Below are 14,811 nucleotides of genomic sequence, written 5' to 3' on the forward strand. Positions count from 1 at the left end.
CCCCTCACGATAGGACCCGCCCCGCCGGCTGGGACGACTGCGGGCGTGGGGCGATTCGCGCCGTGGGGTCGGCGGCGATGTGGATGTAGTTCTCCACCGCGCCCGCCCGGACGGTTCGGGTGCTGTACGTGCGCCTGCCGCCCATGTTGTACTCCTCCAGCGTCACCCAGTCCCCGCTCACCCTGGCCACATAGGCGACGTGGCCGTACGGGCCGGGGTTCCACTGGGCTACGGCGCCGACCGCCGGCGTCCTGTCGACCTTGATGCCCGCCTTGCGCGCCGCCTCGTCCCACCTGTTGGCGTTGCCCCAGTGCACGCCCTTGTAGTGGTTGTGGAACCGGATGCCGTGGAGCTTGCGCAGCCGCCACGCCACGAAGGAGACGCACTCGCGCTTGTAGAAGTTCCAGGGGTCGGCCTGCTCATAGGAGGCCTTGTTGTACGGGTAGTCGTCGACCAGGGCCGAGCCGCCGTCGCATGGCGGGGCCACCGGCTTGTCGGTGCCGGTGTCGACGTAGGCGTCCGGGACGTATCCTCCGGTGGTGATCTTGTCCCAGACGGCGGAGGCGCCGAAGGTGCCCTGCACGGAGTCGCCCGTGGTCTGGCACGTGATGGTGACCTTGAAACCGTCCGGGACGGTGCCGACGATCGAGAATCGGGTGCCGGGACCGGAGTGCACCTTCAGCGGGATGCCGTCGGTGTCGGCCGGTGCGGTGATGTCCGCGGCCGCGGGCTGGGCGGGCGCGAGGATGACGGCCGCGGCCAGGATCGGGGCCATGGCGATGACACGCTGGAATCGGATCTTCATGGCCCCATTCTGTTACACATGGTAATCGGTCACACCTCCTGAGTGACGATCGGGCGGAGGGACGATAGATCAGGAAAGGGCCTTGCTGTCTGCGGCGGGGTGCGGCCATGCTGGGGCGGGGCCTCGGTCCCCAGAATGATCGGCTTCGCCGTGAGGAGCGGGCATGAGCTCCAGTCCGTGGTACATCGTCGGTCTCGACAACGGCGGCAACGCGAACAACGCCACCGTCCTCGACTCCTCGGGCCGGTTCCTGGTGCCGGGGATGGCCGAGTCGCCGAGTCACGTACGCGAAGGTCCCCGGGCGGCGCTGCAGGCGCTCACCGCCGCACTCGACCAGGTGCTGGAGCTCACGGACGTCCCGAGGTCGGCCGTGGCGGGGATCGGGCTGGACACGCCGGGGCCGGCGAGCGCCGACGGGGTGATCTCGTCGCGGGGCTCGACGAACTTCGTCCACCCGGAATGGCGCGGGTTCGACATCCGGACCGCGCTGGAGGACAAGCTGCAGCTGCCGGTGGTCTACAGCAACGACGCCAACGCGGCGGCTCTCTACGCCCACCACACCTACTTCGGGCCCGAGGCGATGCGGCGCTCGTCGGTCTCGGCGATCGTGGGCACCGGGCTGGGCGGTGGGGTGGTCGAATCCGGACAGGTCGTCCGGGGCGCGTCCGGCATGGCGGGCGAGCTCGGCCACGTCGGCCTGCCGCCCGACGGCCTGCTCGACGACGGGCAGCCGTCGCCGGTGTGCAACTGCGGCAACGTCTGCGACATCGAGAGCATCGCGTCCCTGACCGCGATCGAGCGAAACCTGCTCCCCCACTGGCTGACCCGCTTCACCGAGCACCCGCTGGCCAAAGAGCCGCTGCCGTACGCGGCCAAGGCGCTCCGCTCATACGCCGAGCAGGACGACCCCCTGGCACTCGCGATCTTCGAGCAGCAGGCGAAGGCGCTCGGGAGGCTGTTCACCATGGCCTCCAACTTCACCGATCCGCACGCGTACTTCCTGGGCGGCGGTGTCGTGGCGGCCGGGGCCCGGTTCCGGAACTGGCTGCTGGAGCGCGTGCGCGAGCACACCGTGCTCCGCGTCGAGCAGCAGCGGGCGGCGGTCTTCGCCCTCGTCCCCGACCTGGACATGGCCGGGGCCCGGGGAGCGGCGATCGCGGCCCGCGATGCCCTGCGTCGGGTGGATCCGATGTCCGGCTGACGGTGGGGCCCAATGCATCGATGATCACAATTCAGCCCTGATCATCGAACCCGTGCGCGCAGAGGGTGGTCAGGACTGTCCCGGCCGGTCGAGGACCTGGTGAGACGGGCTCAGCGATGCTGCGATGGTGGGCAGCCACTGTCGGATCGCATGAGGAAGGACCCCCGTCGATGCGGAGGACGATGATCCCTCTGGCCGGCGCCGCGTTGGCCGCCGCGCTGCCGCTGACAGCACACGCCACCACAACCGAGTCTGCTTGGGATTTCCACTATGCGCGGGGCGGCGAGGTCGTCTGTCCGCAGCCGTGGCTGGGCAGCAGCTACGGGCCCATCGGCTTCTGCACCAATGACGCTGACCGCGACGGGGACGCCAGCGCCGGGCTCTACAGCCCGTTCACCCAGAAGTACAAGTCACACACGAAGTCCTTCCGCCACGCCGGCAAATCCGTCTCGGTGGGCTACGCGAGGACCTCCAAAAACGGTTCCATCACCAAAAACACCGGCAAGTACAAATGCTCCCGCATCATGTACAGCCCCGCATGGGGCAAGTTCTGCTACGGCATCGTCTATATGTACTGGAAAGGCAAGCCGTGGGGCGCGTGGGGCCGGTACGACTTCGGTGACCGCGTCTTCTACATCTTCAGCATGTGGTATCAGACCAGCAAGTTCTGATCACAACGCGCCCACGACGGCCTCGGCGATCGCCCGGCTGTACCTGATCAGCCCGGGCGATCGCACCAGGCACCGTTCGGGTGTCGCGGCGTTCAGGCAAAGCAGGTGGTCATCGGTGTCGGGATGCACGGCGGTGACCCCGCCGAAAGCCTTGGGATGCGTGCACAGCGCATGCGCACGCTCGTCCTCGGAGCAGGGCAGGTACTGCGTCCATTTGTACCGGCCTCCTTCGATGACCTCATAAGGGAAGACCGCCATGCTCACCTGCGCTCCCGCGTCTATCACCTCCCCGGCCTCCCGGTAGATCTCCTCGTTGAGTCGTCGAGTCCTCCCGGGGTCTGCTCGGTCGGGTCCCTGCAATACCCATAGGACGCGCGGCGGTTCTGTGGCGTCGGTCTTGTAGGACTCATACGCCTGCTCGATCTCCCGTGTCGTCTGCTCGGCGGCCGCGGCGTAGTGAGCGTAGTAAGGGTCGGTGCCGGGTTTCGCCCCGCCCGTGCACGGCGTGTCGGCGGAGGAATAGCCCCAGAACTGCAGGACGACCGCGGCCGGCCTCATCTCGCTGACCAGCGCGGAGAGCCTGTCTTCTGGTACCAGGCGAGAGCGCTCGACGTTCAGGAAGTCACAGAGCGCCGCGCCGGGACGGGTGGCCGCCGTCACCGCCCCCTTGCCGCTGCGGTGCACGAAATAGCTGACGGCAGAGGCCGTCTCCGCCGCGATCGAGTCACCGACGTACAGGACCGGCTTGGCGTGCGGCGCGGGCGACGGCGGGTTGGCCAGCTGTGCTTCGCTCGGCGGCAGGATCTTCAAAGGCGCAGAGGCGACCTCACGCGTCTGACCGGGTTGCGCTGGACGGATGGCCACCCACACAGCCACAGCCGCGATCAGCACGAGCACGGCGAACAGGACGGTTAACTTACGCCGCGACCGTGACCGCGCCGTGGCCGGCGGTTCGCCAAGGGAGGCATCGGGGCGGTCCGGCTCTCCGACGCTCGCCGCCGCGACCCGCCGCCGCGCTCGCACCCACGCAGCCACCTCGTCCTCGTCGCATCCGCACGCCCTGGCGAACGCCTCGACGAGATGCGCCGCGGGCAGTTTGCCCCGATCGAGGGCATTGCTGATGGTCGACCGCGGCAGGCTGTCGCCGGCAGCGGCGGCGCGCCGTTCCAGTTCGCGGAAGCTGAGCTCGGTCCAGCTCTTCAGACGCAGCATCGCCAGCGCGAACTCTCTGGGGCTTTCTCCCTCGGGCCCGGGACGTCCGGCCCCTTCCCCACCAGAGCCTCGTGCCACCGCCCCCACCTCCCGGCGAGCATGCTCGTTCGTCTGCATGCTCGCATTTGCCGTAGGGCACGGAAAGATCTGGTCGGCAATGCGTGGCGGGGGCCACCGGCCGGCGGCCCCCGCGCGCCGATCGGTTTACAGGCCGATCTTGCCGACGCCCGCGCCCGCCTGGACCTTCGCGGGGACGGTGGCCGGGTCGTCCAGCGTGTAGGAGTAGTAGGTGCCGGGCTCGACGACGGTGCCCGCCGTCTCCGGGGCGCCGGAGTTGACGTACATGTTCCGTCGCTCGACCACCCGGCCGGGGTCGCTCTCCGCATAGCCGACGTGGATGGGATGGGCGACGTTCTCGAAGTAGTTGCCTTCCACCAGCACGCCCGCGTTCTGGGTCGAGGCGATTCCGTACAGGGAGTTGTCGCGGTAGTAGTTGTTGAACACGTGCACCGGCTCGCCGAAGCGGGCGCGGGGGTGCCGCTGGTCGGTGCCGTCGAAGAAGTTGTGGTGGTAGGTGACCTTCAGTTTGCCGATGTCGGCGGTGTAGGTGTCGGAGTGGCCGAGCAGCATGGCCTTGCTGTGGTGGTGGAACTTGTTCCACGAGATCGTGACGTAGTCCGACTCCCGCTTGACGTCCAGCAGGCCGTCGTACCCGGCGGACAGGTCGTTGTGGTCGATCCACACGTGGTGGGCCTTGTTGGTGACGCTGATCGAGTCGTCCTCGGCGTTCGTGAACGTGATGTTGCGGATGATCACGTTGTTGCCGGGGCGGGTCGTCGAGCCCAGTTGGAGGCCGCCGCCGGTGATCTCGGCCGTGCTGCCGACGCCCAGGATGCTCTTGTTGGCCACGACGGTGATCATGTCGCTGATCTGGATGCGGCCGGAGATCCGGAGGATGTACGCCCCTGCGCGGCCGGCGTAGTCCTTCAACTGGGCGCCCGTGGTGATGGTGACCTCGGTGCCGCCCGCGCCGCCGGTGGTGCCGTTCTGGCCGATGGCGTTCACGGAGGCGAAGCCGACCGGCCCGTCGGCCGCGGAGGCGGGGGCGGGCACGAGCGCGACGATCAGGGCCGCCGCCGCTACGACGCGTAAGAGCATGGTGCCTCCTCAGATCTTCCCGACGCCGGCGCCGGCGGGCACGACCGTGGGGACGCTCGAGGCCGGATCGGCGGTGTAGGAGTAGTAGGTACGCGGCTCCGTCACCGGGCCGCGGGTCTCGATCTCGTGGTTGCAGTCGACGAGGACGTTGTCGCGCTGGACGATGCGCCCCAGGTCGCCGCTGAACGCCACCCGGCCAGGGTTGTTGACGCTGAAGAAGTAGTTGCCCTCCATCAGCACCTGCGCGTCGTACGTCGAGGCGACCCCGTAGCTGTTGTCCCGGTAGTAGTTGTTGTAGACGTGCGTCAGCGCCGAGAAGCGCACGCGCGGGTTGCGCTGGTCGGAGGCGTCGAAGTAGTTGTGGTGGTACGTCACGCGCAACCGGCCGATGTCCTGCGGGCCGTTCTCGTCGTCGTGGCCGACCAGCGAGGTCTTGTCGTGGTCGTGGAACCTGTTCCAGGACACGGTGACGAAGTCCGAACCGCGTTTGATGTCGACCGCCCCGTCGTCGCCGTTGGAGAAGTCGTTGTGGTCGATCCAGATGTGGTGGCTGAACATCTGGATGTTGATCAGGTCGTCGGTCGCCCCCGAGAACGCGAGGTTGCGGATGATGATGTTGTGTACGGCGTTCGCGGGCGGCGAGGTCACGTCGTCGTCCACCGGCAGCCCGATGGTGAGGCCGCCGCCGACCAGGGCGGCGTTGCCGCCGAGCCCGACGATGGTCTTGTCGGACGTCACGTTGTGCATGCCGTCGGTCGAGCCGGTGGGGAGCGTGATGGTGCCGCTGACCTGGATGACGTACGGGCCCGGCCGCGCGATGTAGTCCAGGAACTGCTGGGTCGTGGTCACGGTGACCGTGGGGCCGCCGGCGCCGCCGGTGGTGCCGTTCTGGCCGAGGACGTTCACGGTCGCGAATCCGGTCGGGCCTTCGGCGGCCGCGGCCGGTGCGGGAATGAGGGCCACGACGAGCGCGGCCACGGCTGCGACGCGGAAGAGCATGGCGGCCTCCTCAGATCTTCCCGACGCCGGAGCCGGCGGTGACCGCGGCCTTCACTCCGTTGGGGTCGTCCACGGTGTAGCCGTAGTAAGTGCTGGGCTCCTGCACGGTGCCGCTGCAGTCGGGCGCGCCCGACTCGTCCACGAAGACGTTGTTGCGGGCCACGCATCTGCCGCCCGGGCCGGCGTACGAGTTGGTCACGGGCTCCTCGACGCGCTCGAAGTAGTTGCCCTCGACGACGCACCCGGCGTTCGCCTGGCAGGCCACTCCGACGTCGGTGTTGTAGACGTAGTAGTTGTTGAACACGTGCACGGGCTCCCCGAACCGCACGCGCGGGTTGCGTTGCGGCGTCCGGTCGAACCAGTTGTGGTGGTACGTCACCTTCAGCCGGCCTACGTCCTGCGCGTCGTTGCCGTCGTCGTGGCCGAGCAACATGGTCTTGGTGTGGTCGTGCACGTGGTTCCAGGAGATCGTGACGTACGACGACCCGCGTTTGACGTCGACCAGCCCGTCGTAGCCGTCGGCCAGGTCGTTGTGGTCGATCCAGATGTGGTGGCTGAACATCTGGACGTTGATGGAGTCGTCCGTGGCGCCTCTGAAGACGAGGTTGCGGACGATGACGTTGTGCACGGCGTTCGCGGGCGGCGAGGTGATCGAGTCGTCCGGGGCCAGGCCGATGTTGAGGCCGCCTCCGGTGATGCCCGAGTTCGCGCCCACACCGACGATCGTCTTGTCCGAGGCGACGTTGTGCATGCCGGCCGGCACCGTGATCATGCCGCGGACGCAGATGTTCAGCGGCCCGCTCTGGCCGATCGCGGCGATCAGCTCGCCGGCCGTGTCGACCTCGACCGTCGGGCCGCCCGCGCCGCCCGTGGTGCCGTTCTGGCCCCAGGCGTTGACGGCGGCGAACCCGATGGGCGCGCCTGAGGTGTTGCACGTGCCGGGCGGGATCGTGGGGGTGGTCGGCGGGTCCGTGGGGCCGCCGACGTCTGTCACGAGCACGTCGTCGAACGAGGCGCTGGCGTAGTAGCCGGCCAGCCCGGCGCGGCCTGAGCCGAACGACGAGTCCGTGACGGAGACGACCTCCACGTTGTCCACGAAGCCGCGCAGGGTCGTGCCGAACGCCTCCAGGCGGAGGGTGTACCACGTGCCGGGGGCCACCGTGGCCGCCGCCGTGACGAGCGTGGCCGGGGCGCCGCCGGTGCGCTTGCCCAGGACGACCGTGCCGGCGTTGCTCAGCCCGAGGAAGTAGTAGCTGCTGGTGCTCTGCGCCCTGGCCAGCACGGCGACGTGCCGTCCCGAGCCGTTGAACGCGATCGGCTTGACCCGTGCCTGCACCGCCTGGTCGCCCCATCCGGCGCCGGCCACCGCGCGGGCGTCCGCGCTGGTCCCCGACTGCCGGTACGCCATGGAGCCGTCGGTCACCACCGACCAACTCCCGCCGGATCTCGACCAGCCCGTGGCGTTCCCGTCCTCGAAGTCGTCGCCGAACAGCGTCGCGGCCGACGCGCTCGGCACACCCAGCAGCACCAGTGCCGCGGCCGTCGCGGTGGCGACGGCCGCGGCCAGTGCGGTGAATGCCGAGCGGGTTAAGCGGGTTTTGCGTGCTTTCCTGCTGCGCACCGTGGAGCCTCCGGTTCGTGATGGCGACCGGGCGCGCCCCGCCCTCTCACTCGCGAGCGCATGTGCGCGTCCGTTCGCAGCGCTGGTGGCAAGCCCTGACCGTGGAGCCCGTGGGGGTGAACGGGTTCCTCACTGCTTGTGGTGTTGCGCGTAAACTCGCGAGCTTCACACCTTTATGCAACCGATTGTTAGACGAGTCAATGCATGACGTGTGCAGTTTTGTTGCAATCGCTTGCTGCAATTGATTGGCATTCCGGCTGTGGCGGGAGACGCGGCGCGACAAAGGTGGAGGTAACGATCGTGCAAGCGGTTGTAGAAACGGGCATGGCTTAGTGTGATGATCATGACTAGGACTGTCGTGGCCGATTTCTGGTTCGATCCGTCATGTCCGTACACCTGGCTGACCTCGCGGTGGCTGCTGGAGGTGAGCACCGTGCGGCCGGTCGAGGTGCAGTGGCACGTTATGAGCCTGTCGGTGCTCAACGAGGGGCGGGACGACGACCCCGAGGGCGATCCCGAGGGATACCTGTGGATTCCGGTCCGCATCTGCGCGGCCGTGCAGCGCGATCACGGACAGGATGCGCTGGCGCGGCTGTACACCGCGCTGTGGACGACCGGCACCGGCGACTGGATGGGAGATCTCCGCGAGGCGCTGGCCACGGCGGGGTTACCGGTGGAGCTGGCCGAGGCCGGAATGTCGACCGACTACGACGACGTCGTACGGGCCTCCCATGCCGAGGGCATGGCGTTGATCGGCGACCACGTGGGCACCCCGATCGTCTCGGTGGACGGCGGCCGGGTGGTGTTCTTCGGACCGGTGGTGTCACGGGTCCCGCGCGGAGAGGACGCGGGGCGGCTCTGGGACGGCACGCTGCTGGTGGCCGGCACTCCGGGCTTCCACGAGCTCAAGGGCAAGCCGCACGAGGAGCCCCTGCTGGAACGCGAACACGCTTGATAAGTTTGCGTCGGGTGCGCCGTAAGTCCGAATCGGCGGTCCTCTGGCGATCCTGGAGCTGGCTTGACGGTGACGGCCTGGGTGGCGGTGGCCGCCTTCCTCGCGGCGTACACGTTGATCGCCACCGAGAAGGTGCACAGGGTGGCGGCGGCGCTCGGCGGGGCCGGGATCATGCTGCTGGTCCACGCCACCGACGCCGGCGCGGCGTTCTTCTCCGAGCACTCCGGCATCGACTGGAACGTGATCTTCCTGCTGCTCGGCATGATGGTCATCGTCGGCGTGCTCAAGCAGACCGGCGTCTTCGAGTACCTCGCGATCTGGGCGGCCAAACGGGCCAGGGGGCGGCCGTTCCGGCTCATGGCGCTGCTGATCGTGATCACGGCGGGCGCGTCGGCGCTGCTCGACAACGTGACGACCGTGCTGCTCATCGCGCCCGTGACCTTCCTCGTGTGCGAGCGGCTCAACCTCCCCGTGGCGCCGTTCCTGATCGCCGAGGCCATGGCCTCCAACATCGGCGGCGCCTCCACGCTGGTCGGCGACCCGCCGAACATCATCATCGCCAGCAGGGGCGGGCTGACCTTCAACGACTTCCTGGTCCACATGGCGCCGCTGATCATCGTGCTGGTGGGCGTCTTCATCGCATTGTGCAGGTGGCTGTTCAGGAAGTCGTTCACGTACGACCCCGACCTGGCCGCGGAGATCATGGCGTTGAACGAGCGCGAGGCCATCGCCGACCGCCGCCTGCTCTGGCAGTCGCTGGCCGTGCTGGCCCTGGTCATGGCCGCGTTCGTGCTGCATCCGGTGCTGCACTACGAGCCGTCGGTGGTGGCGTTGCTCGGAGCCGGGGTGCTGGTGGCGGCGACCAAGGTGACGACCGAGGACGCCATCCGCGAGGTGGAGTGGCCGACCCTGGTGTTCTTCGCGGGCCTGTTCGTGATGGTCGGCGCGCTGGTGGAGACGGGGGTGATCGAGCTGATCTCCCAGGCCGCGGCGCAGGCCACACACGGGCAACTGGCGTTGACCACCATGCTGCTGCTGTGGGCCTCGGCCGGGCTGTCCGCCGTGATCGACAACATCCCGTACGTGGCCACCATGAGCCCCATCGTCCAGGAGCTGGTCCAGGCCAACGGCGGGGCCCAGGTGCTGTGGTGGGCCCTGGCCATCGGCGCCGACCTGGGCGGGAACGCCACGGCGGTGGGGGCGGCGGCCAACGTGGTGATCATCGGCATCGCGGCCCGCAACGGCACGCCGATCAGCTTCTGGCAGTTCACCAGGTACGGCGTCGTGGTGACGCTGGTGACCGTCGCGCTGTCGGTGCCGTACCTGTGGCTGCGTTACCTGGTCACCTGAGCGGCAGCTCCTCCGGCCCCTGGCGGGGACCGAAGATGCGCCGCTCACTCTCGTCGATGCGCACGTCGTTGATGCTCGCCTCCCTGCGCCGCATCAGCCCGGACTCGTCGAACTCCCACTGCTCGTTGCCGTAGCTGCGCCACCACTGCCCGGACGCGTCGCGGGACTCGTACTGGAAGCGCACCGCGATGCGGTTGCCCGACACCGCCCACAGCTCCTTGCGCAGCGCGTAGTCCAGCTCTCTGGCCCACTTGCGGCGCAGGAACTCCCTGATCTCGTCGCGGCCCTTCAGGAACTCGTCGCGGTTGCGCCAGACGGAGTCCTCGGTGTACGCCTGCGCGACGCGGTCCGGATCGCGGGTGTTCCAGGCGTCCTCGGCGGCCTGGACCTTGATGCGGGCGGTCTCCTCGGTGAACGGCGGGACGGGCGGGCGGGTCATGGGGCCTCCTCAGGACAGGTGGAGAACGATCGTTCTCCATCGGTAGCCTAGAGAACGCTCGTTCTCTCGGGCAAGTGGAGGAGTCATGGAACACGCGGAGCGGGTCCTCGTCGCGGCGGGCGAGCTGTTCTACCGGCGCGGCGTGCGGGCGGTGGGCATGGATGACGTGCGGGCCGCCTCCGGCGTGTCGCTCAAGCGGCTCTACCAATGCTTCCCGTCCAAGGAGGCGCTGGTCGTGGCATACCTGGAGCGGCGGGACGAGCGGTGGATGTCCTCGCTCATCTCTTCTGTGGAGGAACGGCCCGTCAAGGTCGCCGCCGTGTTCGAGTGGCTGGAGCGGTGGTTCGGCGAGGACGACTTCCGCGGGTGCGGCTTCGTCAACGCCTACGGGGAGCTGGGCAGCACGTCCGAGGCCGTACAGGAGGTGGTGCGGCGGCACAAGCAGCGGCTGCGCGACTACCTGCGCGGGCTGGCCGCCGAGGCGGGGGCGGCGGACCCGGACCTGCTCGCCGAGCAGCTGCTCGTGCTGGTCGACGGGGCCACCGTCACCGCGATGGTGAATCCGCTGGGCGCGGCGACGGCGGCGCGGGCGGCCGGCCGGGCCGCCGCCGCGGCCGTCACAGCAGCTTGTCGAGAGTGATGGGCAGGTCGGCGATCCGCCTGCCGGTGGCGTGACGCACGGCGTTGGCGACGGCCGCGCCGACCCCAGTGATGCCGACCTCGCCCACCCCGACCAATCCGAGCGGCATGGTCGGGTCCGGTTCGTCCAGCCAGTGCACGTCGATACGGGGGATGTCGGCGTGCACGGGCACGTGGTATTCGCCCAGGCTCGCGTTCACGATCCGTCCGGTGCGCGGGTCGATCAGCGTCTCCTCCGACAGCGCCAGGCCGATGCCCATCACGATGCCGCCACGAAGCTGGCTGGCCACCAGCTTGGCGTTGATCACCCGGCCGACGTCGAACACGCCGAGCCAGCGCGACACCCGCACCTCGCCGGTGTCCCGGTCCACCCGCACCTCGCAGAACTGCGCGCCGCACGCCGCTTTCACCCAGCGCATGCGGTCGCGGAGAGGGCCCACGAGACCCAGCATGCCGGGCTTGATCTCGCTCTCCAGGTGATCGCGCCCCGCCCGGGTCAGGATGGCCGCGTACGTCTCGCCACTCCCCCCGCGGAAGAGGCCGCCGTCGCGGGCCTCCAGGTCGGACAGCCGCCGGCCGCGCAGCGGCGAGTCCGGGGACCGGCGTGCCAGCGCCAGCGCGGACTGCTTGAGCTTGCGGCAGGCGGCCAGCACGCTCGCCGCCACGCTCGCGGTCTGTGTCGAGCCGCCCGCCATGGCGCCCAGCGGCAGCTCGGAATCGCCGGACTCGACGCGTACGGCCTCCAGCGGCACGCCCAGCTCATCGGCGGCGATCTGCGCCTGCACCGTGGCGGCGCCCACCCCGATCTCGGCCATGGCGCAGCGCACCACGACCCCGCCGTCCGCGGACAGCCGCACGGCGGCGCTCACCGGCATGTGCATCGCGGGGTGGTACGCGGTGGCGACGCCCATGCCGACCAGCCACCGCCCGTCCCGCATGGCGCCGGGCCGCGGGTCCCGCTCCTTCCAGCCGAACCGCTCGGCCCCCAGCGCGTAGGCCTCCCGCAGGAACCGCCGGGCGAACCGCTTGCCGTCCACCGGGTTGCGCTCGGGCTCGTTGCGCATGCGCAGCTCGATCGGGTCCATGCCGAGCTCCCAGGCCAGCTCGTCCACGGCCGACTCCAGGGCGAAGCTGCCGATGGACTCGCCCGGCGCCCGCATGGGGGTGTTGGGGAGCAGGTCGAGCTGGACGAGGTGCTGGCGCAGGTGAATGTTCGGGGCGGCGTAGAGGTGCCGGGAGGCGGAGGTGATCTGCTCCTGCCAACCCCCGACCCTTCCCGTCCTGGCCACACTGGTGTGGATCAGGGCGGTGAGCCTGCCGTCCTCGTCGGCCCCCAGCGCGACCCGCTGCGTGCTGGGGGTCCGGCCGCCGACCGTGTGGTAGACGCCCGCCCGGGTGAGCGCCAGCCGCACCGGCCGGCCGGTCGCCCGCGCGGCCAGCACGGCGAGCAGCGTGCCCGCCCAGATCGGGCCCTTGCCGCCGAACCCGCCGCCCACGAACGGCGACAGCACCCGGATGTTCCGCTCGGGCACGCCGAACCGCAGCGCGAGCTGCTTGCGCACCCATGGGATGCCCTGCGTGGCCTCGTGCACGGTCAGGTGGTCGCCGTTCCAGGCGGCGGTGGTGGCGTGTGGCTCGATGGCATTGTGGTTGTGCGGCGGCGTGGTGAACCTCAGGTCCACCGAGACCGGCGCGGCCGCCAGCGCGGCCTTCGCGTCGCCCTTGTCGGCCTCGCTCTCCAACAGCATGCTTCTCTTCTGCGGAGTGGCGTTCGGCTCCTCGGCCGAGAAGTCCACCACGGCCGGAAGCTCCTGGTACGCGGGCCGCACCAGGGACGCCGCGTGCCGCGCGGCCTCGTGCGTCTCGGCGACCACGACGGCCACCGGCTGGCCGTTCCAGTGCACCTCGTCGGTGGCCAGGTAGTTGACCGACGTCCCGGAGGCCATCGCGCCGAGGGGGTCCAGGAGGCTGACCTTGAAGGGCTTCATGGCGGGGGCGTTCTCGTGGGTGAGCACCTCGATCACGCCCGGCACCGCGCGGGCGGCCGCGGTGTCGATGGCGGTGATGCGGCCGCGGGCGACGGTCGCGTGGACGAGGGCGGCGTACGCGAGGTCGGGATATCGGTGCTCGGCGGCGTAGCGGGCCTCGCCGGTGGTCTTGGCCGGGCCGTCGAGCCGATCGACGGGGCGGCCGACGTACTTCTCGGTGGCCGTGCGCTCGGCGTACGTGGTGGTCATGCCGCTTCCTCTCCGGGGGTCAGGTCGCGCAGCGTGGCCGCGATCGTGGCCCGGGCCAGGCCGGCCTTGAACGCGTTGCCCGGCCGTGTGACGGCGGACGCGAGCTCGGCGTCGGCCGCCCGCCGGAACGCCTCATCGGCGGCCGGCCCGCCGAGGAGGATCCGCTCGGCCTCGCGGGCACGCCACGGCTTCGTCGCCACTCCGCCCAGGGCCAGCCGGACCTGCGTGATCGTCCCGTCCTCGACCTCCATCGCCGCCGCCACGGAGACCAGGGCGAACGCGTACGAGGCCCGGTCGCGGACCTTGCGGTAGCGGGAAGGGGCGGCGATCGGCGGCACCTCGACGGCGGTGATCAGCTCGTCGGCCGCGAGCGCGGTCTCGACGTGCGGGGTGTCCCCCGGCAGCAGGTGGAAGTCCGCCAGCGGGATCCGGCGCGTGCCGCGCACGCTGCGGGCCTCGACGACGGCGTCCAGGGCGGTCAGGGCCACGCACATGTCCGACGGATGCGTGGCGATGCAGCTGTCGCTCACGCCCAGGATCGCGTGCGAGCGGTTGAACCCGCCGATCGCGTCGCAGCCGGCGCCCGGCTCGCGCTTGTTGCAGGCCGACGCCTGGTCGTAGAAGTAGGGGCAGCGGGTGCGCTGCAGCAGGTTGCCGCCCACGGTGGCCATGTTGCGCAGCTGGGCCGAGGCGCCGGCCAGGATGGCCTGCGACAGCATGGGATAGCGGGTGCGGACCCGCCGGTCGGCGGCCAGGGCGCTGTTGCGCACCAGCGCACCGATCCGCAGGCCGCCGCCGGGCAGCTCGGCCACCTCGTCGAGCGGCAGCCCGGTGACGTCCACGACTGTGTACGGCCGCTCGATGCCCTCGCGCATGAGGTCGACCAGGTTGGTCCCGCCGCCGAGGAACCTGGCGCCGGAGTCGGCGGCCACCGCCTGCAGGGCCGCGTCGACGTCGGGCGGCTTGACGTACGCGAACGGTCTCATCCGGCCACTTCCTTGATCGCGTCCACGATGCCGTTGTAGGCGCCGCAGCGGCACAGGTTGCCGCTCATGCGCTCCCTGATCTCGGCCTCGGTGAGCTGGGGAGCTCCGTCGGAGACCGCGCTCGGCATGCCCGCCGCGTACTCGTCCAGCATGGCGATCGCCGAGCAGATCTGGCCCGGGGTGCAGTAGCCGCACTGGAACCCGTCGTGGCGGACGAACGCCTCCTGCAGCGGGTGCGGCGTCACCCCCTCGATCGTGGTGATCTCCTTGTCCGCGTACTGGACGGCCAGGGCCAGGCAGGCGTTGATCCGCATGCCGTCGGCGAGGACCGTGCACGCGCCGCAGGCGCCCTGGTCGCAGCCCTTCTTCGGGCCCGTCACCCCCAAGCGCTCGCGGAGCGCGTCGAGCAGGCTGACCCACGGCTCGACGTCGAGCTTCTCCTCGACGCCGTTCACTCGCATCCGTATCTCGGTCACACACCGGGACGCTAACAGAACGGCGTACTCTTAACAAGAGAACGGTGTTCTTTTAAGTCGGG

14 protein-coding genes are annotated in these 14,811 nt (G+C 69.9%); 5 read left to right on the plus strand and 9 right to left on the minus strand.

Translation table 11 applies throughout. The features are described from left to right. Window positions 1-4 precede the first annotated feature (4 nt). A complete protein-coding gene (locus tag ID574_RS39995) occupies window positions 5-805 on the minus strand; it encodes a CHAP domain-containing protein (protein WP_262496107.1) in 801 nt (266 codons plus the stop codon). Window positions 806-968: 163 nt separating this feature from the next. Between ID574_RS39995 and ID574_RS40000 the strand changes: the two genes are divergently transcribed. Then, complete coding sequence (locus tag ID574_RS40000) at window positions 969-2,006, plus strand: ROK family protein (protein WP_188194229.1); 1,038 nt, start codon at window positions 969-971, stop codon at window positions 2,004-2,006. Between the two features lie 182 nt (window positions 2,007-2,188). Beyond that, on the plus strand, window positions 2,189-2,677 hold the full coding sequence (locus ID574_RS40005) for a hypothetical protein (protein ID WP_188194230.1): 489 nt from the start codon (window positions 2,189-2,191) through the stop codon (window positions 2,675-2,677). Here ID574_RS40005 and ID574_RS40010 read toward each other — a convergent pair whose 3' ends face one another. The 4 genes from ID574_RS40010 to ID574_RS40025 form a co-directional block, all read right to left on the minus strand. After that, window positions 2,678-3,889, minus strand: coding sequence for a hypothetical protein (locus ID574_RS40010; RefSeq protein ID WP_188194231.1), 1,212 nt, complete (start codon window positions 3,887-3,889; stop codon window positions 2,678-2,680). Between the two features lie 204 nt (window positions 3,890-4,093). After that, window positions 4,094-5,047: a pectate lyase family protein gene (locus ID574_RS40015; protein ID WP_188194232.1), complete on the minus strand. Its 954-nt coding sequence runs from the start codon at window positions 5,045-5,047 to the stop codon at window positions 4,094-4,096. Between the two features lie 9 nt (window positions 5,048-5,056). Next, window positions 5,057-6,046: a pectate lyase family protein gene (locus tag ID574_RS40020; RefSeq protein WP_188194233.1), complete on the minus strand. Its 990-nt coding sequence runs from the start codon at window positions 6,044-6,046 to the stop codon at window positions 5,057-5,059. A gap of 10 nt (window positions 6,047-6,056) precedes the next feature. Then, window positions 6,057-7,667, minus strand: a complete 1,611-nt coding sequence (locus ID574_RS40025; protein ID WP_223167564.1) for a pectate lyase family protein — start codon at window positions 7,665-7,667, stop codon at window positions 6,057-6,059. A gap of 343 nt (window positions 7,668-8,010) precedes the next feature. On the opposite strand from ID574_RS40025, the gene ID574_RS40030 reads away from it, so the two are divergent. Both ID574_RS40030 and ID574_RS40035 read left to right on the plus strand, forming a co-directional pair. Further along, window positions 8,011-8,622 carry a DsbA family protein gene (locus ID574_RS40030; RefSeq protein ID WP_188194234.1) on the plus strand — a complete coding sequence of 204 codons (612 nt, stop codon included), beginning with the start codon at window positions 8,011-8,013 and terminating at the stop codon, window positions 8,620-8,622. A gap of 63 nt (window positions 8,623-8,685) precedes the next feature. After that, window positions 8,686-9,972: an ArsB/NhaD family transporter gene (locus ID574_RS40035; RefSeq protein WP_188194235.1), complete on the plus strand. Its 1,287-nt coding sequence runs from the start codon at window positions 8,686-8,688 to the stop codon at window positions 9,970-9,972. On the opposite strand, the gene ID574_RS40040 is transcribed toward ID574_RS40035, so the two are convergent. Further along, window positions 9,965-10,411, minus strand: a complete 447-nt coding sequence (locus ID574_RS40040) for a nuclear transport factor 2 family protein (protein WP_188194236.1) — start codon at window positions 10,409-10,411, stop codon at window positions 9,965-9,967. The genes ID574_RS40035 and ID574_RS40040 overlap by 8 nt on opposite strands. 85 nt (window positions 10,412-10,496) lie before the next feature. Here ID574_RS40040 and ID574_RS40045 point away from each other — a divergent pair, with 85 nt between their 5' ends. Then, window positions 10,497-11,051: a TetR/AcrR family transcriptional regulator gene (locus ID574_RS40045; RefSeq protein WP_188194237.1), complete on the plus strand. Its 555-nt coding sequence runs from the start codon at window positions 10,497-10,499 to the stop codon at window positions 11,049-11,051. Here ID574_RS40045 and ID574_RS40050 read toward each other — a convergent pair. From ID574_RS40050 to ID574_RS40060, 3 genes are read right to left on the minus strand one after another with little or no spacing between them, the layout of a single operon-like run. After that, window positions 11,029-13,287, minus strand: coding sequence for a xanthine dehydrogenase family protein molybdopterin-binding subunit (locus ID574_RS40050; RefSeq protein WP_188194238.1), 2,259 nt, complete (start codon window positions 13,285-13,287; stop codon window positions 11,029-11,031). The genes ID574_RS40045 and ID574_RS40050 overlap by 23 nt on opposite strands. Further along, window positions 13,284-14,273 carry an FAD binding domain-containing protein gene (locus ID574_RS40055; protein WP_188194239.1) on the minus strand — a complete coding sequence of 330 codons (990 nt, stop codon included), beginning with the start codon at window positions 14,271-14,273 and terminating at the stop codon, window positions 13,284-13,286. Before ID574_RS40055 ends, ID574_RS40050 begins: the two co-directional genes overlap by 4 nt. Beyond that, window positions 14,270-14,734, minus strand: coding sequence for a 2Fe-2S iron-sulfur cluster-binding protein (locus ID574_RS40060; RefSeq protein WP_188194363.1), 465 nt, complete (start codon window positions 14,732-14,734; stop codon window positions 14,270-14,272). Before ID574_RS40060 ends, ID574_RS40055 begins: the two co-directional genes overlap by 4 nt. Between the last annotated feature and the right edge of the window lie 77 nt (window positions 14,735-14,811).

It is taken from the genome of Nonomuraea sp. SYSU D8015 (genome assembly GCF_008065375.1).
Classification (GTDB): domain Bacteria; phylum Actinomycetota; class Actinomycetes; order Streptosporangiales; family Streptosporangiaceae; genus Nonomuraea.